Below are 25,946 nucleotides of genomic sequence, written 5' to 3' on the forward strand. Positions count from 1 at the left end.
TTGGTTTCGTTTGCCGCATATGGCAGATGTGTTCCATAGATCAATAATGAAAAATAGGAGGCAAGGAGAATGAGTGAAACGAGTGTAAAGGCGGTCGATCTTCAGTTAGATGCCGATGTATTGGTCATTGGAGGGGGACCTGCGGGCACGTGGGCGGCGATTACGGCGGCGTCCAAAGGCGCGAAGGTAGTGCTTGTGGATAAAGGGTACTGCGGATCGAGCGGCGCTACGGCGCCTTCGGGTACGGGGGTGTGGTACATCAAGCCGGACGCTCAGCTGCGTGAAGAGGCAAAGCAAAGCCGTTTCGGGCTGGGAGGCCATCTGGCGGAGAATGGGTGGATGGATCGGGTACTCGACCGGACCTACGAGAACATGAACAAAATCGCCGAATGGGGCTATCCGTTTCCGCTTGATGAGAACGGCACCCAATACCGGAGAGGGCTTCAAGGACCGGAATATATGAAGCTGATGCGCAAGAAGGCGCTGAAATCCGGCGTGAAAATATTGGACCACAGTCCCGCGCTGGAACTGCTGGCGGATGAGCATGGCGTTGGCGGAGCGACCGGCGTCCGCACGCAAGCGGGCGACTCCTGGACCGTACGCGCAGGGGCAGTCATTATCGCATCCGGCGGATGCGCCTTCCTCAGCAAGGCACTCGGCTGCAACGTACTGACGGGAGACGGTTACTTGCTCGCGGCGGAAGCGGGAGCGGAGCTCTCGGGAATGGAATTTTCGAATGCTTACGCGATTTCACCCACATTCTCGTCGGTGACCAAGACGGCTTATTACAAATACGCCAGCTTCTATTATGAGGACGGTTCGCTTGTGGAAGGAGCCGGATCGCAGAGGGGCCGTTCGGTTATAGCCCGCAACCTGCTGCAAGGAAGGCAAGTATACGCGAGACTCGATCAAGCGCCGGATGATATTCAGCCGCTGCTGCGCGTCGGGCAGACCAACTTTTTTCTGCCGTTCGACCGGCTCGGCATCGATCCGTTCAAAGACAAGTTCCCGGTCACGTTGCGTTTGGAAGGAACCGTGCGAGGTACCGGAGGAATTCATATCGCCGGCGAGCACTGCGCCACCAAAGTGCCCGGATTATACGCCGCCGGCGACGCCGCAACGCGCGAGCTGATCTGCGGCGGCTTCACCGGCGGCGGCAGCCATAATGCGGCTTGGGCGATGTCTTCGGGATCGTTCGCAGGCGAAGGGGCGGCCGCGTATGCTCAAAACCTCGGCGTGAAGAAGGAATTCCGCCGTTTGAAAGGCTTGTCCTCCTCTCCACTCTCCGCCAAAGCAGTGGATCAATCCGCTCCACGGAAGACGGAGGAATACGTCCGTTCCATCCAAGAGGAAGTCATGCCGTACGACCGCAACCTGTTCAGAACGGAGAAAGGGCTGGATGGTTCAATCGAGCGCCTCGACAGTATCTGGAACGAGCTGCGCGGCAAAGCCGTAACCTTGAATTCTGATGGGGTCAAAGCCCGCGAAGCGGCGGCCATGACCGCGACCGCCCGGTGGATGTATCATTCCGCACGCGTTCGCACCGAAACGAGAGGAATGCACAAACGGGAAGACTTCCCGGAATTGGATAATGAGCAGCGCTACCGATTGGTCAGCGGCGGGCTGGATCATGTGTGGGTCAAGACGCAGGAAGTTCAGAAGGAGGCCGTCATAAATTGATTGAAATCATCAGCGAGTCAAAATGCATCGAGTGCAACCAGTGTGTTAATGTCTGCCCCACGAATGTTTTTGACCGCGTAGAGAACGGCATCCCGCTCATCGCGCGGCAAAGCGACTGCCAAACCTGCTTCATGTGCGAGCTGTATTGTCCGGTGGATGCGCTCTATGTGGCGCCGGATTCGGAAGCCGTCATTCATATAAGCGAAGAGGAAATCGAGCAGCAGGGGCTGCTCGGCGGTTACCGGGAGAAAGTCGGCTGGGGTCGGGGACGAACGCCGGTATCCAGTCACGAATATATGTATCAATTGTCTGTTAAAACAAGATTTTAATGAACGTGTATAGAGACTTGAGAGGAGAGAAACAGAGATGACAAAGAGGGGAAAAGGGGGCCGCGAGGCATTGCGTTTCATAGGCATTCTTGCTTTTGCACTTATACTGCTTTTCAGTCAGGCATGCGGAAATAATAGCGGAAGCGACGATAAGCAGGAGGACTCATCCGCGGCAAGCGGAAATGCCGCCGTGACAGCCGCTTCCGGCGATGCCAAGAGTGATGTTCCCGCTGTTCTGAACTATGGCTATATCGGCACGAACAAGCTGAATCTGCCTTCCGGCGCGGAAGGCTGGGGATTCTATAAAGGCATCATTCAAGCGGAATTGAAGAAATACGGCATCACTGAAGTGAAGCTGACCGGCTTTCCGAACGGGCCTGACCAAAGCGAAGCGCTCATCGGCGGCAGGCTCGATATCGGCGGCTTGGGCGATACGCCAGCCATTCTGGCCCATTCGTCCGGAGCGAAAACCCGGGTGATCGCGCAGGTCTCGACCGACTTAATCGGCTATTTGATCGGCAAGAAAAACGGTCCCAAGACGGTTAAGGACCTTCAAGGAAAGACGATTGCCATTCAGAAAGGCTCCTTTATGCACCGTTACATAGTCGGGCTTCTGAAGGAGGAAGGCGTAACGGACTACAAGCTGGTTCATCTGCTTCGCCCGGACGCCGAAGCGGCGCTTGCGCGGGGCGAGGTGGATGCCACGACGAACAGCGGAGTCAATGCGCTCAAGCTGATCGACCAGGGGTTTACGCATCTGAACGATGCGACGAGTCATCCGGATCTTTATGGATCGAGTGTAACCGTCGTATCCGAGGATTATTTGAAGAAGTTCCCCGATTTCCCGAAGATATGGAACGAAATTCGGTTGAAGGCGCTGGAGGACCTCAAGCAGCATGAGGATGAATATTACAAATTTGCGGCGGAGATCGCCGGCACGACACCGGAGCTGGTTAAGAAGACAGCCCCGATCAGTACAATAAAGGATGTTCCCTTTACCGATGCCGGTCTCAAGCTTCTCGATGGAACGAAGAATTTCCTTGTGGACGAGAAGCTGGCCGACAACAATTTTGACCTAAACGATTGGATCTTGAAACAATAGAAGGGAGAGAAGAGCGGTGGGAAAACAACTGCTTGCGATTGAGAGTTTTAAAATTGAATTGGACGAGGGACTGTTTATTAAAGGCGAAGTGAAAACGGTGGAGGACGGTGCCGCCAAGCCGGTGCTTGTCGTCAGCCACGGCTTCAAAGGCCACAAAGATTGGGGTTTCTGGCCGGATGTGACGAGCCGCTTCGCCGAGCAAGGCTTCTATACGGTGAGTTTCGATTTCTCCAGAATCGGCGCGCGAAATGAAGGATTGGACGGGCGTATAGCTGCAGCAGCAAGTACGGTGAGCCGTGAGCTGCTTGATTTGGAAGCTCTTGTGGCCCGGCTTCGCGAAGGAGGATTGCCGCTGGCCGGGCAAGCCGATCCGGAGCGGCTTGCCATTCTCGGGCACAGTCGTTCGGGCGGCAGCAGCATCATTTATGCTTCGGAGCATCCCGAAGTACGGGCAGTTGTCGTATGGAACGGCGGCGCGGTTCCTAACCGGCCCAAAGCTGTGCCCGGTCAAGAACTGACTCTGCAGGAGCAGGCGATTCTCGAGGACGTCGCTAGCAATGAGGAGCGTTTCGACATCGCCGGCAAATTCGCTTCGCTGGCCGTCCCTGCTCTTGTTGTACAGGGAGCGCAGGACAATGAACGCCTGTTGACTCAGAATCGGCTGCTGCAGGATGTCGCTCCGAAGCAGCACTTCGTTTCCATTGCGGGAGGGAATCATACATTCGGCGCAGCTGATCCCTATGAGGGCACGACACTTCAGCTGGACGAAGCGGTTGATGAAACGGTTCAATTTTTGAAGCAGGTGTACTAAGCAGATTAACGTGATGTCACGCGGTTAAATCTGTATAAAGCAGCTACTATCCTCGCTTCATTCCTTCGCAGTACATTTAAATCGGTGCCGTTTACGTCTGTTCCGGACGTAAGCGGCGCCTTTTTTTGTAATATTGCAACTAGCGTCAGACTCTGACGTATGGCTATAACTATAGTTTTTTGGCGGCTTATGGAGAATGCGGTCGTAATTTTACATATATAGGACTGCACGAATCTGGTAATTGTTGGTATAATAGTAGACCTACATAGCCTAAGAATAATAAAGGAGACTTGGATGAACAAAAATGTATACTTGATAATTTTGATCTGTGGGTTGATCAGTATTTCCGGTTATATACCAAACCAGGCGGAAGCAAGCGGTAGTTATACAGCCAAGGTATACACCGGCTCATTGAATGTCCGCAGCGACCCTTCGCTTGAATCGTCGATCGTGGGTTCTTTGAAGAATGGCGAGATGGTCACCGTTTCGAATGAAGAGTACGGCTGGCTGCGCATCAAGTCGGACCGTATTTCCGGCTGGGCGGCAGGTCATTATTTGAAGAAGGTCGATGGCAGTGTCGTTACGGCATCGGCGACAGATCGAGATGGCAGTGTGCAAAAGAGTTCTGCAGCCACCCGGGCGGAAGCAAGCGGTAGTTATACAGCCAAGGTATACACCGACTCATTGAATGTCCGCAGCGACCCTTCGCTTGAATCGTCGATCGTAGGTTCTTTGAAGAATGGCGAGATGGTCACCGTTTCGAATGAAGAGTACGGCTGGCTGCGCATCAAGTCGGACCGGGTTTCCGGTTGGGCGGCAGGTCATTATTTGAAGAAGGTCGATGGCAGTGTCGTTACGGCATCGGCGACAGATCAAGACGGCAGTGTGCAAAAGAGTTCTGCAGCCCCCCGGGCGACTGTGCTGGCGGATATGCTGCGGATCAGGGCCGGCGCCGGATTGAACTATGACATTCTGGGATACCTAACAAAGGGTGAGGCTGTTACGATAACGGACAACCGTGAAGGATGGGTTCGGATCCAGACTCCGGATCAGCAAATCGGCTGGGTATCAGATCGTTATATCGCGAAGGGCGCAATACAAACGGCGGCGGTTTCTTCGGGAAAATCGAAGGGACTTAAAGGGAAAGTAATCGTCATTGACTCCGGTCACGGCGGAGACGATCCCGGAATGATCGGAACAAAATATGAAACGATAGAGAAAGAACTTACTTTGAGCACCTCCTTCTACCTCGAGGATGAGCTTCGCAGCCGCGGAGCGCGCGTCCTCATGACAAGAACGAAGGAAGAGGAGAAGCCCGAGCTTTCCGACAGGGTGAAGATAAGCGAATCCGCCGGTGCGGACGCTTTCGTCAGCATCCATTATAATTCTTCGGAGAATAATACGTCAGGCATACTTACCTTCTATTATTCGGAAACGAAAGACCGGCCATTGGCCCGCGCGATAGAAAACAGACTTGCGGACGGCATCGGCTTGAAGAGCAACGGGATTTCTTTCGGCAATCTTCACGTTTTGCGGGAAAATGATACGGTATCTACACTCGTAGAGCTCGGTTTCTTGTCCAACGCAAAGGATGAATCCATCGTCCGCGGCTCCGGCTACCAGAAGAAAGCAGCCAATGCAATTGCGAATGGGCTGGAGGATTACTTCAGCAGGTAACTCAATGAAAATGAGGTACAGTTAGCGAAGCGGCATGCAACAAGAGCTGAAGCAACGCAGCTTATGTACAATTTATTGCAGCTTCAAAAATAACGCAAACAAGGGACGCCGGCTTCTGCCGGCGTCCCTTGTTCATGTATTGGCGCTATTTCGTCAGCTTGCGAAATGCCGCCGGCGACAGGTTCATCCAGCGTTTAAATTGCTTGCTGAATTGCAAGATATCGCGATAGCCGAGCTGATAAGCGATGTCTTCGATTGTAAGTTCCGTATTGATCAGCAGCAGCTTCGCTTGGCGAATGATGAGTCCGGTTAAATATTGACGGGGGGACATGCCGTAGACGCGCTGAAACACCCGGTTGCAATAGGCGGGGCTGCAGCCGAGGCGGGCGGCCATTTTTTCGATGCCGATCCGCTCTTCAAGCGAGCGGTCGGCTGCGGATGCGCTCCGCAGCTCACATTCCATCGTTGCAGCGCGGCGTTACCTCGATTCTATGGCTTGAGGAAGACGGAAGCCGGGCATAAGTAGACAGAAACAGGGGCTGTCTCCAAGGTTATAGACCTTGAAGGACAGCTCCGTCTGCTGTGACCCGTAATTGCAGCACACCCTCCCACCGAATGAGCATCCGGGCAACTTCCGTCGAAAATAGATCTAGAATCTAGATCTATTCCTGTCAAACCAGCTCCATTCGCAGAAATAAGTCTAGAAAATAGATCTATTGCAACGTACACCCCTACTAAATGAGCATCTAGGCACCTTTCACCGAAAATAGATCTAAAATCTAGATCTATTCCCTTCAAACTAGCGCCATTCACAAAAATTAGTCTAGAAAATAGACCTATTGCAACGTACATCCCCACCAAATGAGCATTGGGCACCAGTCCAACGAAAAGGGTCTTTCTTAAGAGTCATCAAAGATGAAGGAGGGAAGTTCTTATTAGTTAAGCAGTAACGATCATCGCACATTCGCCTGGCGGAGCAACACTTTTCCTTATCTCCGTTTCTCGCGCAAGAGGAGCGGCATCGTCATTTTAAGGCTTATAATAGTGGCGAAGATAGAAGGTAGGCGCTTCGCCAAGCACTTTTTTAAACACTCTGCTAAAATAATACGGATTTTTATAGCCGAGCTGCTCGCTGATTTCCGAGATGTTCAAGGATGTATTTCTCATGATGTCGACCGCTTTGTTCATTCGCAGCTTCGTATGGGCTTCGATGATGCTTTGTCCGGTCTGTTTCTTGAACGAGGCCGATAAGTAGCTGTAATTGAGCCCCAGCTCCTTGCTTAGTTTTGCCGAATCGAACTCGCCGTTCGAATGCCGGGCCAAATAGTCCATAACTCTGCCCGCAATCGTATTCGCTTTGCCGCTATTTGATTTCGGGTTTTCCTGCGTTAAGGCGGCCTCATGCAAATCCAAAAACAATTGATAGACGAGAATGCTGGTTCTGGTCATGCCATGCACCTTAAGCTGACAGTAATCGTCCAGAAGCGTTAGCAACCGCTGCGCCAATCCCTGATGCAAGGGAGAAGTTCCGTATTTATCCAGCGTAAAGCGGTACTCATAATGATGGGGATAGAAATAACCTAGCTCGAGCAGCGGGAGATGCTCGCTGTAGGAAACCCGTTCGTCAAGGGCGGTATTGAAGTGAATCCAGTACCAGGAGGTTCCTGGCTCGGTCTTCGGCAGCCCCCAGTGGTGAAGCCCCTTCTTCAAAAACAAATGCTCCTGTTCACGGACGATATATTCCGTTCCTTCCTCAATAACCTGCATGCTTCCCTTCGTTACGAACAGAAACACATCATAATCCAATATGCGGTCGGGATGCGTATAGATATTTGAGATCTGATTCCAGCCCATATCCCTCACGAGCGGCAGCCGGTCTGCAGTGAGACTGATGTTCGTATCGATGCTGAGAACCTCCCCTGCTAGTTTTCATTCCGTACATTATAATACCTAAAAAAAGTATATGCAATTGCAGAATCCGTGCATTTATCCCTATTTTAATTGCGTCTAAAATGAGCATAAGGAACAAAAATAGGGAGGGCGTTTAAGATGTTTAAGGTGTTGTCCGAATATCCGGCTGGTCAAATCCAATTGGCGAATGGGCCGTTGAAAGCGCGATTTGAGTTAAACAAGCAATATGTGATGAGCCTTACGAATCAAAATCTGCTCCGCAGCTTTTATTTGGAAGCGGGGTTATGGAGCTATAGCGGTAACGGGGGGACGACAACGGCGTCCACGATGAGCATGGACGGGCCGGAGCATTGGCATTGGGGCTGGGAATCGCCGACCTGCGAGCTGCGCGGTCATATGATGGGGCATTGGCTCTCGGCGGCGGCCCGTATTTTTGCGCAAACGAAGGATATGATGGTCAAAGCGAAGGCGGATCATATCGTATCGGAGCTGGCAAAATGCCAGGAAGCGAGCGGCGGCGAATGGCTGGCGGCGTTTCCTGAAACGTTTATGCACCGGCTTGTAAGCGGCAAGTGGGTATGGGCGCCTCATTATACCGTTCATAAGCTGCTTATGGGTTTATACGAAATGTATGCCGTTGCGGGAAATGAGCAGGCGCTCGATATGATGAAAGGGATGGCGTCATGGTTTGACCGCTGGACCAGCAGCTTCTCGCAGGAGCAAATGGATGAGCTGCTCGATATGGAAACCGGCGGTATGCTGGAAGTGTGGGCGGATTTATACGGGGCGACAGGGGATGAGAAGCATCTTAAGCTCATGTACCGGTATGATCGCAGACGTTTTTTTGATGCGCTGCTGGCTGGACAAGATGTGCTCACCAATAAGCACGCGAATACGCAAATTCCGGAAATTTTGGGCGCCGCCAGAGCCTATGAAGTAACAGGCGATGAACGGTTCCGCAAGGTGACCGAAGCGTTCTGGGCCTGCGCGGTAACGGATCGGGGCTTCGTATGTACCGGTGCGGGAGATAATGCCGAGCTATGGATGCCGGCGGAAGAAATGGCTGCCCGGCTTGGCGTCGGTCAGGAGCACTGCTGCAATTATAATATGATGCGCCTGTCTCAGTATTTGCTTAGTTGGACGGGAAACGCGGCCTATGCGGATTATTGGGAGCGCAGATTCGTCAATGGCGTTCTCGCTCATCAACATGGAGAAACGGGCATGATCTCGTATTTCTTAGGGCTAGGCGCGGGCAGCCGCAAAACATGGGGCTCGGAAACGCAGCATTTCTGGTGCTGTCACGGTACGCTGGTTCAAGCCAACGCATCCTATGAGACGCAAATATTTATGGAAAATGAACAAGGCGTAACCATCTCGCAGTGGATTCCTTCGAGCGTACGGTTTGAGCGGGAGGGGAGTGAGATTGGACTTCGAATCGAGCAGGACGGGCAAAATGGCATATTTCCGCTTAACGGTTGGTCGGTTACCGGCATGACGGCTATTACGAAGGTAGATAGTAAGCCGATACCGGTTCATCGGCCAGATCGTTTCATTTACCGGTTGACGGTTTCCTGCAGCAAGGAGTCGGAATTCACCTTAAAGCTAAGGCTCCCTTGGTGGCTGGACGGGGCAGCGGAAATTTCGGTAAATGGGGCGGCCGAGGCCGGTCCGTTCCACAGCACCTCCTATTATGGGATAAAGCGCGTATGGCATGACGGAGATATTATTATCATTGAGCTTCCGAAGAAGTTGACGACCGAGCGGCTGCCCGGCGAGCCTGATACGGCTGCCTTTATGGACGGGCCAATCGTGCTTGCGGGCTTGGTAGACGAAGAACGCCGTTTGTACGGCGATCCAAAGCAGCCGGAGTCGCTGCTCGTGCCTGATCGCGAGAGGCATCATGGCTGGTGGAATCCCGGCTATTACCGGGCAACAGGCCAAGACCGCGGTATCCGCTTTATACCGCTTTATGAGATAAGGGACGAAGCCTATACGGTGTATTTTCCGATAAAGAACGCTATGCAATAAATGAGAAAGCGGTTTTCTAAAAAAAGATCTAAAGTTCGCGTTTCTATTTTGAAATGGATGTTTCAAAACTAAACTTTGTGGGAATAATAAAAGTAAAACTGGATCGAGAAGAGTTGATTACCTAATGTTCTTTAAGAAATTTGTCGATGGCGAAACGAAGGATTTCATTTTTGTTCAAAATAAAAATGATGAACTCATTGAAATATCGGCTGAAGACGTACTAATAATTAGCAGTGAAAACGGTAAAGAAAATGGGCTGGCTGTATTCCAAACAACGACAGGCACTTACTACGCCATTCACACCGAGGAAGTAACTAGTAAGCTGGCACAATATATCGGCGTTCCTTTTGAATTAGTCAGATAAAATAACAGCCCTCCATACTCATGAGAATATGGAGGGCTGTTATTTTGTTTACGTGTTTACAATCAAGCTTTCGTATTTTTATCGACGATAATTGCACTGGAAGTTTCCGTATCCCATGTTACATTAGTATTCAGTGCTTCGCTCAGAAAACGTAATGGTACTAGAACTCTGTTGCTTTTGACCTTACCGGGAACGTCAAGCGTTACCGGTTTCCCATTTATAGTAGCGGTTTTGCTGCCAAGCGTCAGTTTGACTTCGACTCCGTCACGTGCAACGGTCACCGTTTTCGAAACATTATCATAGGTGACTACGGCTTTCAGCGACTCAGAGATCGCGCGGAACGGGACAAGCGTGCGACCGCTCTCTACAACCGGGGATACTTCAAAGCCTAGCGTTTTGCCATTTACATAAACTTTAACTTTTTTGTCACCGAGCTTTATTTTTAGCTTGCCCAGTTTCTTATACTCCTCGATATTGTTGGGATCCAGTGAGACAACCTCGGCTTGCACATCCGCTGCAGCTTTTAGTTCGCCATCCTTCTCCAATGCAGTGACCAGTACAGCTAAACTAGTGTCAGCATTCACCTCGATGTTATATTTAGTTTTTAGCAGCTCGGCAATCCGAGCGCCTGCCGGTTTATCTTTGACGTTCTCATATGCATTTTGAAGACCTTTCGATCCATCGTTCTTCTCGTTTCCATAAACGGAACCGCTTACAGTACCGTCTTCAATTTCCGCTTTAATAGTTGCTTCGTTTGTTCCCTGATTTTGAGGAGCGGCAAATGCAGTGGACGCCATGAGACTGAGCGAAATTACGCCAGCCCAAATTACGGTTTTTTTCATTTTATTACCTCCATGAGTATGTATTGTGCGCGCAACACATACAAGTATTCGGAGGGCATACAGTTTTTTTGTGGGTATATAAATTAATGTAATGAACATTCATGTCGTATACTGCTTACGGAACTTCGTCGGAGGCATGCCGATATGACGGGTGAAGCAATTGGAGAAATAAGGGACATTCTCAAACCCGACGTACCCGGCGATTTCCGCAACGGGCCACTCCGTCTTGAGCAGCAGCAGCTTGGCCTGTTCAAGACGGTATTTGGACAAGTAGTCGATCGGTGTCATGCCGTATACCTGCTTCATGCACCTTGTAATGTAGTTGTAATGAAAATTGAGCGCTTCGGCCATCGTTTTGCTCGTCAATTCGGTGCGGTAATTGTTTTTAATAAAGGCCTCGACCTTCTCCGCGAGTGTGACGGAAGGGCTCGTATAGCTGTCGTTTTGGCGTAAATCCATCATGCGCAGCAGCTCCTCGAAATTTTGCTGCTGCGTCCAGAAGGCGCTCGATTGACGCTCCCCACCCGCTTTGTTCAGCGTTCGCATTAATCGGAACGCTTGATCGGGATAGGGGAGCGTCCATGCTTTTTGGAGATGAAGCGAATAGGGCGACGTTAGAAAACGATTATAATGCATATCGTGGTTGAGGCTGGCGTGATCCAGCCCGGACTGCTGCCATTCCCCTACCGCCAGGAAATGAACCCAATAGAAGACAGTCTTGTTCTCTGACGGCTTCACCGAGTAATGATAACGGTCGGGAAGCAGCAGAAGAGACTGGCCTTCCGTCAAATTCCATGTGCGATCCTCTTCGCCAATAAATAAACAGCCGGATTCCACTATGATCAGGTCAAATACGCCAAGCTGCTTCCGGTTCGGATGCTGATCGCCCGGCTTATGGACGGTAACGCCGCTCTCTAAGTAATAGGGAAGCGGCGGCGCTGCGAAATAGACATGCTCCGATGACTCTATCATCATTTTCCACTCTCCATGCTAGTGTGAAATTTTATAAGAAATAGGTTATTTACGTTCGTATTTATGTTTTATTCTAACGCATAAAATAGAAATCAGCAGTATGAAATTTAATAGATGCTGGAGAGGTGCGAGTGCGAATGGGACAAGCAGTTAGCAAGGATAATGCGAAGCCGGTATCACTAAAGCAAGTTAATATTACGGATGATTTCTGGAATTATTATATTAACCTGGTCAGGGACGTAGTTGTTCCTTATCAATGGGATGCCATAAACGACCGGGTAGAAGGAGCAGAGCGAAGCGGGGCGGTTAGCAACTTTAAAATTGCGGCCGGATTAGAAAAAGGCGACTTTTACGGCTACGTGTTTCAAGATACAGACGTAGCCAAATGGCTGGAAGCGGTAGGTTATCTGCTTGAGACGAAGCGGGATGCGGCTCTTGAACAGGTTGCCGACGAGATGATCGACATTATCGGCAAGGCTCAGCAGCCGGACGGTTATTTGAATACGTTCTACACGATCAAGGAGCCCGGCAAAAAGTGGACGAATTTAACCGAGTGCCATGAGCTTTACTCTGCCGGACATATGATTGAAGCCGGCGTTGCTTACTTTAAAGCGACCGGCAAGCGGAAGCTGCTTGATATCGTATGCCGCATCGCGGACGATATTGCGGTCGTATTCGGCGACGGACCCGGACAAATTGCCGGCTATGACGGCCATCAGGAGGTAGAGCTTGCGCTGGTAAAACTCTATGAAACGACCGGCAACCGCAAATATTTGGAGCTCAGCAGCTACTTCATCGATAAGCGCGGACAGCAGCCGAGTTTCTTCGAGGCAGAGGCTGACCGCAGAGGCAGAACGACACATTGGAGCAATAACAAAATTCATATCGACCCTGAATATTTTCAAACCCATCTGCCTGTCCGCGAGCAGGAAGCAGCGGTTGGTCACGCGGTACGTGTCGTATACATGCTGGCAGGAATGGCTGACGTTGCGCGGGAAACAGGAGACGAGTCCTTGCTTGAGGCATGCCGCAGACTGTGGGATAACATTGCCTCGAAGCAAATGTACATTACTGGCGGTATCGGTTCGATGGCTCATGGCGAGGCGTTTTCCTTTGACTACGATCTGCCAAATGATACCGTATATTCGGAGACATGCGCATCGATCGGTCTGATCTTCTTCGCTCATAGGATGCTGCAGCTTGAGCCTAACAGCCGCTACGCGGACGTCATGGAGCGCGCTCTGTTTAATACGGTCATCGCAGGCATGTCACGCGACGGCAGACATTTCTTCTATGTGAATCCGCTGGAGGTGTCGCCGGATGTATGCGAGGGGAAAAATAAAAACTATAACCATGTGAAGCCGGTTCGCCAAGAATGGTTCGGCTGCGCATGCTGTCCGCCGAATATTGCCCGCTTGCTGGCATCGCTCGGGGAGTATTTGTACTCTACGAAAGGACATACCATTTACTCGCATTTGTATATCGGCGGAGAGACGGAGCTCACATTAAACGGTACAAAAATTAAGCTTAATCAGCAATCCGGCATGCCTTGGAATGGAGCTGCACGCTTCGAAGTAACGCTTGATCAGCCGGCTGCGTTTTCATTAGCGCTGCGCATTCCGGATTGGTCCTCGCATGCAGCGGTGCTCGTTAACGGCGAGGCTTACAGCATCACAGATAAAATCGTAGACGGCTATGCACGTATCGAACGGCTGTGGACATCCGGAGACAACGTCGAGCTTACGCTCGAAATGCCGATTATGCGCGTAAGAAGCCATCCGCTCGTTAAACAAAACGCCGGTAAAGTTGCGCTGCAGCGCGGACCGCTTGTCTATTGCGTAGAGGAAGCCGATAACGGCCCGCAGCTTCAGCAGCTGCTGCTGCCGCAGGACGTTAAGCTCGAGGCATCATTTGATGAGCAGCTGGTAGGGGGAATTGAGGTTATTAAGGCGCAAGGACTGAAGCTGGAGTTCGAGCAATGGGGCACGCAGCTGTACCGCTCGAATGCGGATGCCGCCCTTGAGCCGGCAAGTCTTACCTTTATTCCTTATTACGCTTGGGCGAACCGCGGCAAAGGCGAAATGGCTGTTTGGGTGAAGGAACGGTTATAAGGAGCTTGTCATATTTCCATTTTACGAACTAAATAGAAGAAGCGGCGATCGCTTTCCGGAAATATACCGGGGAGGGGTCGCCTTTTTTTTTGTTTAAAAATTTATTGTATGCCGGAGGAACCCCCATTGCTAGTTTGTGAATAATTTTGGAAAACTAAAGACAATATACCTTTATGATGAAAAGGTGTTTTGTAATATTTGGAATTAGACTGGATAAGAAGACAGGTGGTCGACCTTGGATTTATTTAAAAAATTAGTTCGAAAAGGTTATGTGTCTTCCCAAACGAAGATATCGGCTGATAAACTCCAAGATATTACAGGTATGAAAATCCCTCTTTCCTTGGAACTGAGTGAAAATTTGCAGACGCTTCAAACCATTTATGAAAATTGCTTGTATGTTGTCTTCCACAACTTTCTGATTTCCGGGAAAACAAATGCGCTTCTTATATTCATTGAAGGCTTATCTGATAAGGATATGATCAATGAATATGTACTTACTCCGCTTAGTCAGGTCACCTCTGAGGTGCAAGAAAGTACGCCCATTGTTCAAAACAAAATCTTGCTTTCCAATCATAAAGAAGTAAAAACGTTCGAAGAAGTCATAGAACAAGTCTCAATGGGGAATCCGGTCCTTATTATTGATAAGGAAAAGAACGGAATCGCATTAAATTTATCCAAGTGGGAACATCGTTCCATACAGGAACCTGTTGCTGAACCAATTATTAAGGGACCGCGCGAAGGATTCACCGAAACATTGTCAGTCAATATGTCCTTATTGCTGAGAAAGATCAAGAGTCCGTTATTCAAAATGAACTCGGTAAAACTCGGGCGGTACACCCAGACTCAAATCGTTGTTGCCTATATCGAAGGGCTGGCGGACCCTAACTTGGTGCAAGAAGTAATGAATCGGTTAGAGCGAATAAATATGGACGGTGTGCTTGAAAGCGGATATATCGAAGAGATGATCGAGGATAACCCGTTTTCTCCTTTTCCTCAGCTATTAACTACAGAAAGGCCGGATGCGGTCGCCGCTCAGTTATTGGAAGGCCGTGTTTCCATTCTTGTTGATGGGACCCCCATCGCTATTGTTGTACCGACGACTCTCTTTTCTTTATTGCAGTCACCTGAGGATTACTATCAGAGGTTCATGATTTCTTCGATGATTCGGTGGCTTCGTTACTTATTCGTTGTGATTGCCTTGGTGGCTCCTTCGGTTTATGTTGCGATTCTTACGTATCATCAAGAGATGGTGCCGACTACGCTTCTGCTCAGCATATCGAAGTCACGAGAAGATATTCCGTTTCCGGCTTTTTTTGAGGCTCTCCTGATGGAGATTACTTTCGAGGCGCTTCGTGAAGCGGGCATTAGACTCCCAAAACAAGTCGGTTCGGCTGTAAGCATCGTGGGAGCTCTTGTCATTGGCCAAGCTGCAACAGCAGCCGGCCTCGTCTCCTCACCCATGGTGATGGTGGTGGCACTTACGGGAATCGCTTCTTTTATGATCCCTCATTACAGCACAGGAGTTTCGTTTCGATTACTACGCTTCCCCCTCATGATTTTGGCCGGAGTACTGGGATTGCTCGGGGTAGTACTCGGCATAATTACGATTGTCATTCACCTTTGCACGCTGCGTTCTTTTGGTGTTCCATATATGACTCCATTAGCTCCGATGAAAACCCGCGATATGAAGGACGTATTAGTCCGGGCCCCTTGGTGGATGTTGAAGACTCGACCACACTTAACCGGAGCAGGGAATAAGTACAGACAATATCCCGGGGAAAAACCCGGATCGAGCAAGGGTGATGAATCAGAATGATCGAAAAAGGAAAAATTTCCTCATTACAGATGGCGATGATTATGTACCCTGTTGTCGTGGCCACCGGGGATCTCTTCATACCGGCAGTTACGGCAAACCATGCAAACCGGGATTTGTGGATTTCCCCGCTTTGGGGTTCACTTATTGGATTTTTTGTCGTATATATCGTTTTTCAATTACACAAGCTCTTTCCTAAGGAGACGCTTATTCAGCAAACCGAGCGGATTTTTGGCCGTGTTCTGGGAAAAATCATCGGAATTTCATTTTTATTCGTTATGCTGCAGATCAATAGTCAGATCGTTAGACAATACGGGCAATTTGTAGGGAATGTCTTTCTAGTTAAGACCCCCATTCTCATCGTTATCGGAAGCATTGTGCTGGTATGCGCCTTTGCAGTACGTGGAGGTCTCGAAGTAATAGCCAGATGTGCCCAGCTATTTGTGCCGATAGTGTTGTTGACTTGGGTTCTCTTCTTTATTCTGCTCATTCCTGATATGGAGCCCAGAAATATGCTTCCTATAATGGCGAAGGGTATCTTGCCTTCGATTAAGGGGGCGATTCCCCAAGCGGCTTTGTTTGAGCATTTTGTACTCCTTACGTTCATGCTCCCTTATTTGGCTGACTTGAAAAAAGGAATGAAATGGGGAGTAATATCTGTATTTATTACCATGATTACACTAGTACTTATCACGATGTCCAGTCTGTTTATATTCGGTGACATTACATCTCAACTCGCATTTCCCGTCATGATAGCGATAAGGTATATCGAAATGGCTGGCTTTATCGAGCATCTAGAGGCCTTTATGATGGCGATCTGGGTGATCGGTACCTTTCTCAAGATCTCAACTTATTATTATGTATTTGTACTAGGCATCTCTCAATGGCTGCATCTATCCGATTATAGGCCTATGGTATTTCCAAGCGGTTTTTTGCTAATAGCGTTTAGTATTTGGGTTGCAACTGACGTACAAGAATTCCTCCATTTTCTGAGTACTGTTTCATATTTTCAAAGTGCATCGTTCGAAATTGGAATTCCTACGATATTGCTGCTTGCTGCTTTGGTACAAAAAAAAATTCAGAAAAATAAGGAAGGGAAAAAGGGATGAAGCTCTCTTATCTTTTCATTTGTGGAGCTGTATTTATTTTGCTTTCAGGTTGCTGGGACAGAGTAGAGGTCAATGATCTGGCATTGATATTGGGGAGCGCTGTTGATAAAAATAAGAATAACACGATCGAGATCTCAGCCCAAGTATTCATACCCAAAAAATCGGGAGGCGGGGAACAAGGAGGAATGTCATCCGACGGCGGTAATGGAAATACTCTTGTTAGGTCGGCAACGGGGGTGACGGTGGCTGATGCATTATCAAAGCTAAAAATGAAATTACCGCGGGAAGCTTTTTGGGGACATAGCAAGATTCTTGTCATTGGAGAAAAGATGGCAGAGGAAGGTATAAGTGATTTGGTTGACTTTATGATGCGATCTCCGGAAGCCCGGGTCCGTAAGAAAGTATTTATCAGTAAAGGAAGTGCAAAACATACTCTGGAATTAATCTCACCTCTTGAACGAAGTACGGTGGAGGTGCTTCGGGAGATGACAGAGATCCATTCCGTGATGGATACACCGATTAAAAGATTAGCTCAAATGATGGCAGGAAATGCAAATGCAGCTGCCGTTCCTTGGATAGAAATTCTGCCGCCAGAGCCCGATGTGAAAAAAAATCAAACGGTTCCGTACATAAAGGGAACAGCCATTTTTAAAAAAGATAAAATGGTTGGACATATTGATGATAAAGTGACACAAGGGGTACTTTGGTTGAGGAATGAAATGAGAACTACCACAATCTCTGTTGCTCCCAATGAAGCAGAGGGCTTAGTTACGCTGAATGTAATAAAAAACAAAACCGAATTAGTTCCTAAAATTAATGACAATCAATGGAGCATAACGGTCAAGATTAATCCGGTGGCTAGTCTTATAGAAAATACGACGAATCTTTCTTATAAAAATCCGAATTTTTCAAATGAATTGGAAAAAGATTTGAATGAAGCGATCGAAAACCGTGTGAAGAAAGCTCTTGCCCAAGTACAGAAAGAGATGAATGCTGACATCTTTGGCTTCGCGGAAGCTTTCTACCGTCAATATCCTAAAGAATGGGAACAAGCTAAGGATCAATGGAACGAAGTTTTTCCAAAAGTAAAGGTGTATGTTCAAGTCGCGTCAAAATTGGTAAGTACAGGTCAAGCGGATACAGGTATAAGCAGACCGGAAAAAGAGGTGAAGAAGAAGTGAAATGGGTATCCATATTGGGGATAACGTTAGCTGTTGCTGCGATGACTCTTATGGAATGGCCGAAACTGGGGCATCTCCATAGAGAGAAACTGGCCTTTGCCGTATTTTCTGTTTTTGGTTACATTTTAGCTGTTCTGCTTGTTCTCTATCCCGACCTTCCTGGACCTACCCAGCTGTTTACTGTGATTTATAAACCTTTTGCAAAAATTCTTGAAAAATAAACGATTTCACATGATGTTATGCTAAACTACGTTGTAAGTCCTTTGAAAGGAAGTAAAAATTTTATGAAAGTAAGAGATAGTCAACTACAGGTATTATGGATTGCCCGTGTGGACTATTCCAGAAACAGTGGTATAAAAGAACACACACATGATTTTTACCAAGTTCTTCATATTATTGACGGACAAGGGACCGTGGAAATAGGAGAACAATTGTATCCAGTACATGCTAATCATTGTTATCTATTTAAAAAGGGGATTCCTCATAGCTTCAACTTTACAGAAGAGACCATCACGATTGATATTAAGTTCTCCTTAGCAGAGGAGCTGGCACTTTACTTAGAGAATGAAGAATGGCTTGGAGGAATTAAATTTACTAATCTGGCACACCTGAAGGAATTATTTCGACTTTCAAGTACCAATCTGAAGGGCACCCATGATTTACTGCGCTTTCGAATAGATGTGGGATTTAAAGGTTTTTTATTAGAAGTCCTTCAAGGTAAGGATTCTCAAAATCTTACCCACCAGATTATAGCCCCGATGAGCGAAACCGACGAAGGTTTTCCTATGGTGCAATATTTAAAGCAGAATCTTTCCTCTAAAATTAACCTGGAAGAAATGGCTAATTACTTCAACTTTAATCCGCATTATCTAATTGAAGTGTTTAAAAAGAATCTGGGCACTACACCCATGCAATATCTGCAATCTCTGCGTCTTGATAAAGCAAAGGAGTATCTTGAATTTACATCGTACTCCGTTTCAGAAATTTCAGATTTAATAGGATTAACTCCACCCTATTTTTCAAGGCTTTGCATGGAGCGGCTAGGAATGTCCCCCAGTAAAATCCGTGAACAAATGCGGACCGTAGTAGGGAAAGATATTATTTTGGAAGAAGATTTCAGTATAGATGCGCAGCCGACTGTTATTCAAACAGAAAGCAGGTGATTTTTTCAGACAAATACAAGCCCCTGTAATTTATTATTACAGGGGCTTGTATTTTAAATGCTACGGATTCAATTTTGCTTGAATGCTCATTATGATCTCTTGATACCCCAATGGATCTAACATTTTTTTGCAAGGAGGGGCGTTCACAAAAGCTTCTCCCCATTCATCAGATTGTTCATATTTGGGGACGATATGAACATGCAAATGAGAGACCAGATCACCGTAAATACCATAATTTATTTTGTCCGGATGAAAAGCTTCATGAAGTATTCTGGCCGTTTGGGAAACATCTTCTATAAATAGATGCAGTTCTTTATCATCCAAATGGAAGATCTCTGTGACATGCCGGTCAAAAGCTACTATACACCGTCCCTGATGTGTTTGGTCTTTATTTAGATAGAGGGTAGATACTTTTAATTTAGCCGCTTCGATCATTAGCTTGTCTAGCTTCTTACTGCAATAAAAGCACTCTGAATTCTCATTCGAATAATGAGCAGCATTATTTTGCATCGGAACAATTTACTTCACAATCAATCATGACGTGAATAGTATCCCCACTGCGTTGATTGCGAAGCTTAAACGCTTCTTCAATTTTTTCAAGAGGAAAGATGTGAGTGATCGTCTCTTTGGTATTGATTAGACCATCCATAACTAGACGTAACCCTTCATCGAAAAATCTGCGATTATCAATGTCACGCTTCGGTTCCGTAGACAAAATGTCGAGACGTTTTTTATGAACTTTAAAGAAATCGATTGGCTTATGACTCGTTCCAATGCATCCATACATGACAATTCGGCCGTTCTGTGCAGCTGCATCAATGGCGTCTACCATACCGGATCCCTCAAGAAGGCATGGGATCACTACATCAAAGCCGTCGGGGAAGTCTTTGCCTACTACGTCCATTGTTTTCGTATCGGATGTTGGCAGTTTATAGGTATGCGTTGCTCCATATTTCCTGGCAAGCTCCAATTTTTCATCGAAGAGATCGGTAACCACAAGATTTCTTGGGCTGAAAAGATTAATGACCTGTGTCATTGCTAGGCCGCTTACACCCTGACCCATAATCAGAACATTTTTATTAGGAGAGATTTCAGCGCGTTCTGCAGTATGAAGCAGAGGAGGGAGCACCTCAATAAGAGAGCCTTCTATTAACGGGAAATCTTTGGGCAGAACCTTTACCGCAAATGGGCTGCAGCATACATATTCTGCAAAGGCTCCCCAAACATAACGTAGGGCAACATGGTCGCCTTCTTTTAATCCAATTACATTTTCTCCAACTTTATCGATAACGCCCGCCACTTCATGCCCTAAGCGAGTCGGATAGGAAATAAATTCTGGTTCGCGAGCACCCCTGTATACTTCGAGATCACTGCCGCAAATTCCAACCCACTTTACTTTAATTCTAACTTCTCCTTCAAGAGGCTCTGGGATTTGAGCTCTTTTAATCGTAATAGAACCTAGATCCTCCATTACTGCACACATTTGAGTACCAAAGCCATCCTCTTCAACTAATTGCATAGGGGGTACTGTCATTTTTCGTACCATTTATAAGTCCTCCAATAATATAGGAATCACATGCATTCGATGTGTTACATAAAGCTTAGGGGAAACGCTTTCAAGTATCCATATCGAAAATTCATATAATCTTAATCAAAATTCATAGGATCTTGACTGACTGCAAAAATCTGAATTTTAGATAAGTATACATGTGTTTCCGGCATAGCCTTGTTACTTACTTCAGGTCTACAATAATTAACAAGAACTTGAAAGGGGTTACAAAGTATGATGAAAAGACAGGAATATGAGATGGTAAAAGAAGAATCGTTGCAGTATTTAAAGGAGGCCGGCATTGTACTTTCTCCTCAAGAAGTTGAAACGCTTGAAATCGCTGATTTTGGTTTAGGGCGTATCCGGGAACTTGGACTACAATTAGTGGTCTATGTAAATACTAACCGTTATTGTGCGAAGGAACTTGTATTACTGCCGCGTCAAACCTGCCCTCAGCATTATCACCCGCCGGTGAATGGTATGCAAGGAAAGGAAGAAACTTTCCGATGCCGGAAAGGAATAGTCTATTTATATGTGCCAGGTGCTTCAACAGAAAATCCTCACGCCATTATCCCTGAGGGATATGAGAATTATTTGACCGTTTATAAGGAAATTGTGTTAAAGCCCGGTGAACAATATACCATCCTTCCGAATACGCCGCATTGGTTCCAGGCAGGAGATGATGGGGCTGTTGTATCAGAATTTTCATCTACGAGTACGGATGAAAATGATATTTTTATAGATCCTAACATTACTAGAGTTTCGATTAACTAATTAGTTATGAATATTGAGGAGGATAACAAGATGAATATTTCATCTGTTGAACAAACGACTACAAAAAAAGTAACGATGCGGATTATACCTTATTTATTTATTGCTTACTTAATTGCGTTTCTAGATCGTGTAAGTATAACGTATGCTTCTATAGGCGGTATGGATAAGGCTCTAAATCTAACAAGCAGTGCGTTTGGTCTGATCTCCGGCATCTTTTTTATCGGGTACTTCATTTTTGAAGTACCTAGCAACATGCTGATGAATCGGTTTGGAGCCAGAGTATGGATTGCCCGCATACTTATTATATGGGGCTTTGTAACCGTTATCACGGCATGGGCCAATAGCGCGAATCATCTTTATATGCTTCGTTTCCTTTTAGGAGTTGCAGAAGCCGGTTTTTTTCCAGGAGTAATTCTTTATGTAACCTATTGGTTTAGATCTAAAGATCGCGCGAAAGCCATTGCTTTGTTTATGACGGCGCCACCGCTTGCAAACGCTTTAGGCGCTCCAGTATCAACATGGATTGTTGAAAATTTTCATTTAGCAGGAATGCCTGGATGGAGGTGGCTTTTCATCTTTGCTGGACTCCCGGCGATTGTTCTTGGAATCATTACTTTTTTCTATTTAACAGATAAACCTGAAAACGCCAAATGGCTGAGCAATGAAGAAAAAGAATGGTTAAGCAATGAACTTCAAAAAGAAAAAGTGAGTAAAGTAAAAGTAAAGAGCATGTCTGTCAAGGAAGTTTTTAAAGATCGAGTCGTATGGAAGTTTGCTTTTATCAACCTGACATTTGTGGTTGGGCTTTACGGAATCAGTTTCTGGATGCCTAGGATCATCAAGTCCTTATCGGATGTACTAACGAACACGCAAGTTGGGTTTATTACTATGCTGCCTTATATTTGCGGGGCTATAGCGATGGTCTTAATGGGGCTTCGTTCTGATCGTACCGGAGAACGCAAATATCACGCTGCATTCGGGGCGTTTTTGGGAACTATCGGCCTAGTGGGGGTATTGATCTCTCCAAGCCCTATTGTTTCAGTCATTATGATTTGTGTGGCCACAGCCGGATTATACAGCTTTTCAGGTCCATACTGGGCATTTACATCCGCAACGGTATCAGCTCAAGCTGCTGTAGTAGGTATTGGAATTATCAATTCGGTAGGAAACTTTGGCGGATTTGTAGGACCCTACGTTATTGGCTTATTAAATGATGCGACAGGCAGTGTTTCATTCGGTATTGCTTTCCTTGCACTCATGTTGATTCTTACCTGCATTCAGGTGTTGGGAGTAAAGAAAGAAAAAAGATTTCCCATTATTGGGAAAGCAGTAGACGAATCCTAGATACTCTCTTGCGAATAGGAAAATAATAAATAAGGAAAGAAGATGGGACAGGTATTTGCCTGCCCATCTTCTTCGTGGTAATTATTGACTTATGATCCCGAAAGGAAGGAAGAGCTGGAAATATAATGAAAAGTATGAGAATCTACCGCAAATACAATTTTATCTCTATTAAAACGATAATTTTTTCACTATTCTTTTCACTTATTTTTGTTTTTTTGTTATGTAGTACGATTATTTCTTTTCTAATTTCGGAAAAACAGATTCAGCAAAATGCAAATCTTAATATTACAGACACCGTAGCCCAAACTCAATTTTTTTTGGACAACCGTTTGAGTGAAATTTTTGATAAGCTGTATATCCTCGAAAATGACAAGAAGATTCTCTCGATTATCTCTAAATTTGATCGCGATTCGGGTAATCAAAACCAAATTTCCGATTGGTTAGTGATGAACGACGTTCTAGATAACCTTTATGCATCTAATTATTCCATGCTCGACTCCATTTTTGTATATTTCAATAACGGCCGTTTTGTAGTTCATAAAGGGAAAATGCAGAATGAAAAAATAATATTTGACTTCAACTCATGGCAATCAAAGTATACTGGCAATAAGCTGGGGTATTATTGGCTTAATTTGCACCGGAATATCATCTATGAAAGTGCTAGTGCTAATGAAGTGTACAGCGTCTTTAAATTGATCGGAAAACAGGGTACCAAGGTGAACGGCATTATTTTGTTTAATTTAAATAAGAAGTTTTTCGAGAACATTTTATCTAATCCCGAAATTAGTGAAAACGGTTACTTGGCTCTTGTTAGCGAGGATGATGTGTCCGTGTTTAAGGATGTTGATACAAAATATACAATGGACGGCACGATCCTGAACTACCTTCGGGATTCAAAAAAAGTTTCGGGCCAATTTACTTTTCGAAAATATGGCGGGGTTGAGATGAATGTAGTATATACCACGTTAAAAATGAATAAATGGAAAATTGCAGCAGTATTCCCGAAAGAAGATATCGTCCATAATCTAATAAAAATTAAATTATATATGGCATTATTGCTGATGGGCTTGATTCTCGTGGCCATTATTTTGTCAAACCTGATAGCACGTTACATAACAAATCCAATCACAGACATGAAAAACAAAGTGAAACGGGTTGAAATGGGTGATTTGGAAGTCGTTTTTCATGATAAGACGAATAATGAGTTAGGAATGCTTAGCCGCATTTTGAACGAGTTGATCGCCAAAATCAAATTTCTGTTGGAACAAGCGAGATTGGAACAAGAAAACAAAAGAAAGGCAGAAATTGAAATTATGCAGGCGCAGATTAAACCTCATTTTTTATACAACTCCCTGGAAGCTATTCGTCAATTATCCGACATGCAGGAAAACAAACTTGCGAGCTCTATGGTTGAGGCATTGGCCAACTTTTATCGACTTAGTATCAGCCGCGGGGAAGAATATATAACTATCGAAGATGAAATTGAGAATATAAAGAACTACTTGTTTATTATGCAGATGCGATACGGTGATAAATTCGAATATGAAATTAAGGTTAGTCCGGAAATTATGCAGTATACGATACCGAAACTACTGCTTCAACCTTTAGTTGAAAACTCCATATATCATGGGATTAAGCAAAAGAGAGGATCAGGCCGCATTGAGGTCGAGGGCTTTATGAAGGACGAACATATTTGTTTGAAAGTTGTGGATGACGGAATAGGAATGCAGCCGGAAACTTTGGATACATTGAAGGCAGCTCTGTCGCCTGAATCAAACGGTCAACAATCGGTTAAAGCTTTCGGCGTTTTTAACGTGTACGACCGCATTAAGGCTGTCTATGGTCCAGCATACGGCCTGGATTTTGAGAGCCGATATAGTAATGGAACGGTTGTGCAAATTGTGATCCCAAAGAAAGAGAAAATCGGAGGCGGCACATGTTAAAAATTATGATTGTGGACGATGAAGCGATTATTCGTAGAGGTTTAAGTAAAAATATTCCGTGGGAATTCTACGGTTTTCATACTTCAGCGTTGGTGGAAGACGGGGAGCAGGCGTTGGCGTGCATGGAAAATGATTGTCCGGACATTGTGATTACGGATATTCGTATGCCTTTTATGGATGGCTTGGATTTGGCAGCTCACATCAGGGACAAATTCCCGCAAGTGAAAGTCATTATACTTACGGGTTACGAGGATTTTTCTTATGCACAACGAGCGGTTCAGCTTCAGACATATGATTACCTATTAAAACCGGTCAACTATGAACTTCTTCTGGAAACAGTAAAGAAGGCTTCATCGGAAGTTTTGCGAAACCGGAAGCTTGCACAAACGATTACGGAAAGCACGGCATTGCTCCGCAGGCAATTTTTCCAGCAGCTCCTGGCCAACCGGTATGACAGAAATCAACTCCAAACGAAATTAGAACTGTTGAACTTAACGTTACCGGAAGAGCGCTATTCGGTACTTGTCATTAAAATCGATGAATATGACAATGAATTTCGACTTAAGAAAATTAAAGAGAAGGAATTATTCAAATTTTGTGTGATGAATATAGCCCAAGAAATTGTAGGACCGCATGCCATTGTTTTTGATGATGGAGGAGATCAGATCGTTCTAATTTTCGAGCATAGTGACAAAAGTAATGAAACAGACCGGGTCGCTGAGGACATTCGCAGCAATGTGAAGAACTATTTGCAGAATACGGTATCGATCGGAATCGGCAGTATTCAAAAAAATTGGGAGCATGTGTACAGATCGTATCAGGATGCGCTCGAAGCATTCAGGGCGGTGAAGACCGGAAGCCATACTTTACTCGTGCAAAAAGCGGCAGAATTGATCGAACAGCATTATTCCGAGGAGGATCTGAATTTACAGTACGTGGCAAAACAATTGCATATAAATCCGGTCTATTTAAGCACGATTTTCAAACGGGTAAAGGAGACAAATTTCTCAGCATACCTGCAGGAAATCAGAATGAAGGAGGCTATGCGTTTAATCGTAAGCACAGACCTGAAGACCTATGAAGTTGCCGAGAAGGTGGGGTACTCCAATCCCAATTATTTCAGCGCAAGCTTTAAAAAATTTACCGGTTCCTCTCCTAGCATATTCAAGGGAAAATAAATTTTGTTCGTCATCTTAATATATTATAGATTTTGATTAAATTATTGGATTTCTACAACTCTGCC

The 25,946-nt window shown here is 46.1% G+C and carries 23 protein-coding genes; 17 read left to right on the forward strand and 6 right to left on the reverse strand.

Going from position 1 to position 25,946, the window contains the following annotated elements:
• Positions 1-69 precede the first annotated feature (69 nt).
• The 5 genes from AC0YNZ_RS10635 to AC0YNZ_RS10655 all read left to right on the forward strand — a co-directional run bounded on the left by AC0YNZ_RS10635 (position 70) and on the right by AC0YNZ_RS10655 (position 5,599).
• Positions 70-1,680, forward strand: a complete 1,611-nt coding sequence (locus AC0YNZ_RS10635; protein WP_475826578.1) for an FAD-dependent oxidoreductase — start codon at positions 70-72, stop codon at positions 1,678-1,680.
• Positions 1,677-2,009 carry a 4Fe-4S binding protein gene (locus AC0YNZ_RS10640; RefSeq protein ID WP_475826579.1) on the forward strand — a complete coding sequence of 111 codons (333 nt, stop codon included), beginning with the start codon at positions 1,677-1,679 and terminating at the stop codon, positions 2,007-2,009. Before AC0YNZ_RS10635 ends, AC0YNZ_RS10640 begins: the two co-directional genes overlap by 4 nt.
• 37 nt (positions 2,010-2,046) lie before the next feature.
• Positions 2,047-3,111 (forward strand): ABC transporter substrate-binding protein, encoded by a 1,065-nt coding sequence (locus tag AC0YNZ_RS10645; RefSeq protein ID WP_475826580.1) that lies wholly within the window; start codon positions 2,047-2,049, stop codon positions 3,109-3,111.
• Positions 3,112-3,127: 16 nt separating this feature from the next.
• Entirely contained in the window at positions 3,128-3,922 is a 795-nt protein-coding gene (locus tag AC0YNZ_RS10650) for an alpha/beta hydrolase family protein (RefSeq protein ID WP_475826581.1), read from the forward strand.
• 294 nt (positions 3,923-4,216) lie between these two features.
• Positions 4,217-5,599, forward strand: coding sequence for an N-acetylmuramoyl-L-alanine amidase (locus AC0YNZ_RS10655; RefSeq protein ID WP_475826582.1), 1,383 nt, complete (start codon positions 4,217-4,219; stop codon positions 5,597-5,599).
• A 145-nt stretch (positions 5,600-5,744) separates the two neighbouring features.
• Here the strand turns inward: AC0YNZ_RS10655 and AC0YNZ_RS10660 are convergent, their stop codons facing one another.
• Positions 5,745-6,062 (reverse strand): helix-turn-helix domain-containing protein, encoded by a 318-nt coding sequence (locus tag AC0YNZ_RS10660; RefSeq protein WP_475826583.1) that lies wholly within the window; start codon positions 6,060-6,062, stop codon positions 5,745-5,747.
• A 566-nt stretch (positions 6,063-6,628) separates the two neighbouring features.
• The gene (locus AC0YNZ_RS10665; protein ID WP_475826584.1) at positions 6,629-7,453 is read right to left on the reverse strand and encodes a helix-turn-helix domain-containing protein; all 825 of its coding nucleotides are present in this window, start codon (positions 7,451-7,453) and stop codon (positions 6,629-6,631) included.
• 195 nt (positions 7,454-7,648) lie between these two features.
• Here AC0YNZ_RS10665 and AC0YNZ_RS10670 point away from each other — a divergent pair, with 195 nt between their 5' ends.
• Both AC0YNZ_RS10670 and AC0YNZ_RS10675 read left to right on the forward strand, forming a co-directional pair.
• Positions 7,649-9,538 carry a beta-L-arabinofuranosidase domain-containing protein gene (locus tag AC0YNZ_RS10670; RefSeq protein ID WP_475826585.1) on the forward strand — a complete coding sequence of 630 codons (1,890 nt, stop codon included), beginning with the start codon at positions 7,649-7,651 and terminating at the stop codon, positions 9,536-9,538.
• A 124-nt stretch (positions 9,539-9,662) separates the two neighbouring features.
• Positions 9,663-9,902, forward strand: a complete 240-nt coding sequence (locus tag AC0YNZ_RS10675) for a hypothetical protein (RefSeq protein ID WP_475826586.1) — start codon at positions 9,663-9,665, stop codon at positions 9,900-9,902.
• 62 nt (positions 9,903-9,964) lie between these two features.
• Here the strand turns inward: AC0YNZ_RS10675 and AC0YNZ_RS10680 are convergent, their stop codons facing one another.
• Together AC0YNZ_RS10680 and AC0YNZ_RS10685 are read right to left on the reverse strand one after the other, a co-directional pair.
• Positions 9,965-10,744 (reverse strand): copper amine oxidase N-terminal domain-containing protein, encoded by a 780-nt coding sequence (locus AC0YNZ_RS10680; RefSeq protein ID WP_475826587.1) that lies wholly within the window; start codon positions 10,742-10,744, stop codon positions 9,965-9,967.
• A 99-nt stretch (positions 10,745-10,843) separates the two neighbouring features.
• Entirely contained in the window at positions 10,844-11,719 is an 876-nt protein-coding gene (locus tag AC0YNZ_RS10685) for a helix-turn-helix domain-containing protein (protein WP_475826588.1), read from the reverse strand.
• Positions 11,720-11,853: 134 nt separating this feature from the next.
• Between AC0YNZ_RS10685 and AC0YNZ_RS10690 the strand changes: the two genes are divergently transcribed.
• The 6 genes from AC0YNZ_RS10690 (at position 11,854) to AC0YNZ_RS10715 (ending at position 19,093) form a co-directional block, all read left to right on the forward strand.
• Complete coding sequence (locus tag AC0YNZ_RS10690) at positions 11,854-13,827, forward strand: glycoside hydrolase family 127 protein (protein WP_475826589.1); 1,974 nt, start codon at positions 11,854-11,856, stop codon at positions 13,825-13,827.
• Positions 13,828-14,149: 322 nt separating this feature from the next.
• A complete protein-coding gene (locus AC0YNZ_RS10695; RefSeq protein ID WP_475826795.1) occupies positions 14,150-15,643 on the forward strand; it encodes a spore germination protein in 1,494 nt (497 codons plus the stop codon).
• Positions 15,640-16,749 carry a GerAB/ArcD/ProY family transporter gene (locus AC0YNZ_RS10700; RefSeq protein ID WP_475826590.1) on the forward strand — a complete coding sequence of 370 codons (1,110 nt, stop codon included), beginning with the start codon at positions 15,640-15,642 and terminating at the stop codon, positions 16,747-16,749. Before AC0YNZ_RS10695 ends, AC0YNZ_RS10700 begins: the two co-directional genes overlap by 4 nt.
• The gene (locus AC0YNZ_RS10705) at positions 16,746-17,930 is read left to right on the forward strand and encodes a Ger(x)C family spore germination protein (RefSeq protein WP_475826591.1); all 1,185 of its coding nucleotides are present in this window, start codon (positions 16,746-16,748) and stop codon (positions 17,928-17,930) included. Before AC0YNZ_RS10700 ends, AC0YNZ_RS10705 begins: the two co-directional genes overlap by 4 nt.
• The gene (locus AC0YNZ_RS10710; RefSeq protein WP_475826592.1) at positions 17,927-18,151 is read left to right on the forward strand and encodes a hypothetical protein; all 225 of its coding nucleotides are present in this window, start codon (positions 17,927-17,929) and stop codon (positions 18,149-18,151) included. Before AC0YNZ_RS10705 ends, AC0YNZ_RS10710 begins: the two co-directional genes overlap by 4 nt.
• A 63-nt stretch (positions 18,152-18,214) precedes the next feature.
• Positions 18,215-19,093: a helix-turn-helix transcriptional regulator gene (locus AC0YNZ_RS10715; protein WP_475826593.1), complete on the forward strand. Its 879-nt coding sequence runs from the start codon at positions 18,215-18,217 to the stop codon at positions 19,091-19,093.
• A 60-nt stretch (positions 19,094-19,153) separates the two neighbouring features.
• Here the strand turns inward: AC0YNZ_RS10715 and AC0YNZ_RS10720 are convergent, their stop codons facing one another.
• Both AC0YNZ_RS10720 and AC0YNZ_RS10725 read right to left on the reverse strand, forming a co-directional pair.
• Positions 19,154-19,528 (reverse strand): HIT family protein, encoded by a 375-nt coding sequence (locus AC0YNZ_RS10720; RefSeq protein ID WP_475826594.1) that lies wholly within the window; start codon positions 19,526-19,528, stop codon positions 19,154-19,156.
• 64 nt (positions 19,529-19,592) lie between these two features.
• On the reverse strand, positions 19,593-20,639 hold the full coding sequence (locus tag AC0YNZ_RS10725) for an alcohol dehydrogenase catalytic domain-containing protein (protein WP_110772294.1): 1,047 nt from the start codon (positions 20,637-20,639) through the stop codon (positions 19,593-19,595).
• A 237-nt stretch (positions 20,640-20,876) separates the two neighbouring features.
• Here AC0YNZ_RS10725 and AC0YNZ_RS10730 point away from each other — a divergent pair, with 237 nt between their 5' ends.
• The 4 genes from AC0YNZ_RS10730 (at position 20,877) to AC0YNZ_RS10745 (ending at position 25,881) form a co-directional block, all read left to right on the forward strand.
• Complete coding sequence (locus AC0YNZ_RS10730; RefSeq protein WP_475826595.1) at positions 20,877-21,416, forward strand: D-lyxose/D-mannose family sugar isomerase; 540 nt, start codon at positions 20,877-20,879, stop codon at positions 21,414-21,416.
• Between the two features lie 30 nt (positions 21,417-21,446).
• A complete protein-coding gene (locus tag AC0YNZ_RS10735; RefSeq protein WP_475826596.1) occupies positions 21,447-22,760 on the forward strand; it encodes an MFS transporter in 1,314 nt (437 codons plus the stop codon).
• Between the two features lie 125 nt (positions 22,761-22,885).
• The gene (locus tag AC0YNZ_RS10740; protein WP_475826597.1) at positions 22,886-24,703 is read left to right on the forward strand and encodes a sensor histidine kinase; all 1,818 of its coding nucleotides are present in this window, start codon (positions 22,886-22,888) and stop codon (positions 24,701-24,703) included.
• Complete coding sequence (locus AC0YNZ_RS10745) at positions 24,697-25,881, forward strand: response regulator (protein WP_475826598.1); 1,185 nt, start codon at positions 24,697-24,699, stop codon at positions 25,879-25,881. The genes AC0YNZ_RS10740 and AC0YNZ_RS10745 overlap by 7 nt, the downstream gene beginning before the upstream one ends.
• Positions 25,882-25,946 lie beyond the last annotated feature (65 nt).

This window comes from Paenibacillus sp. J2L1-98 (assembly GCF_056269405.1).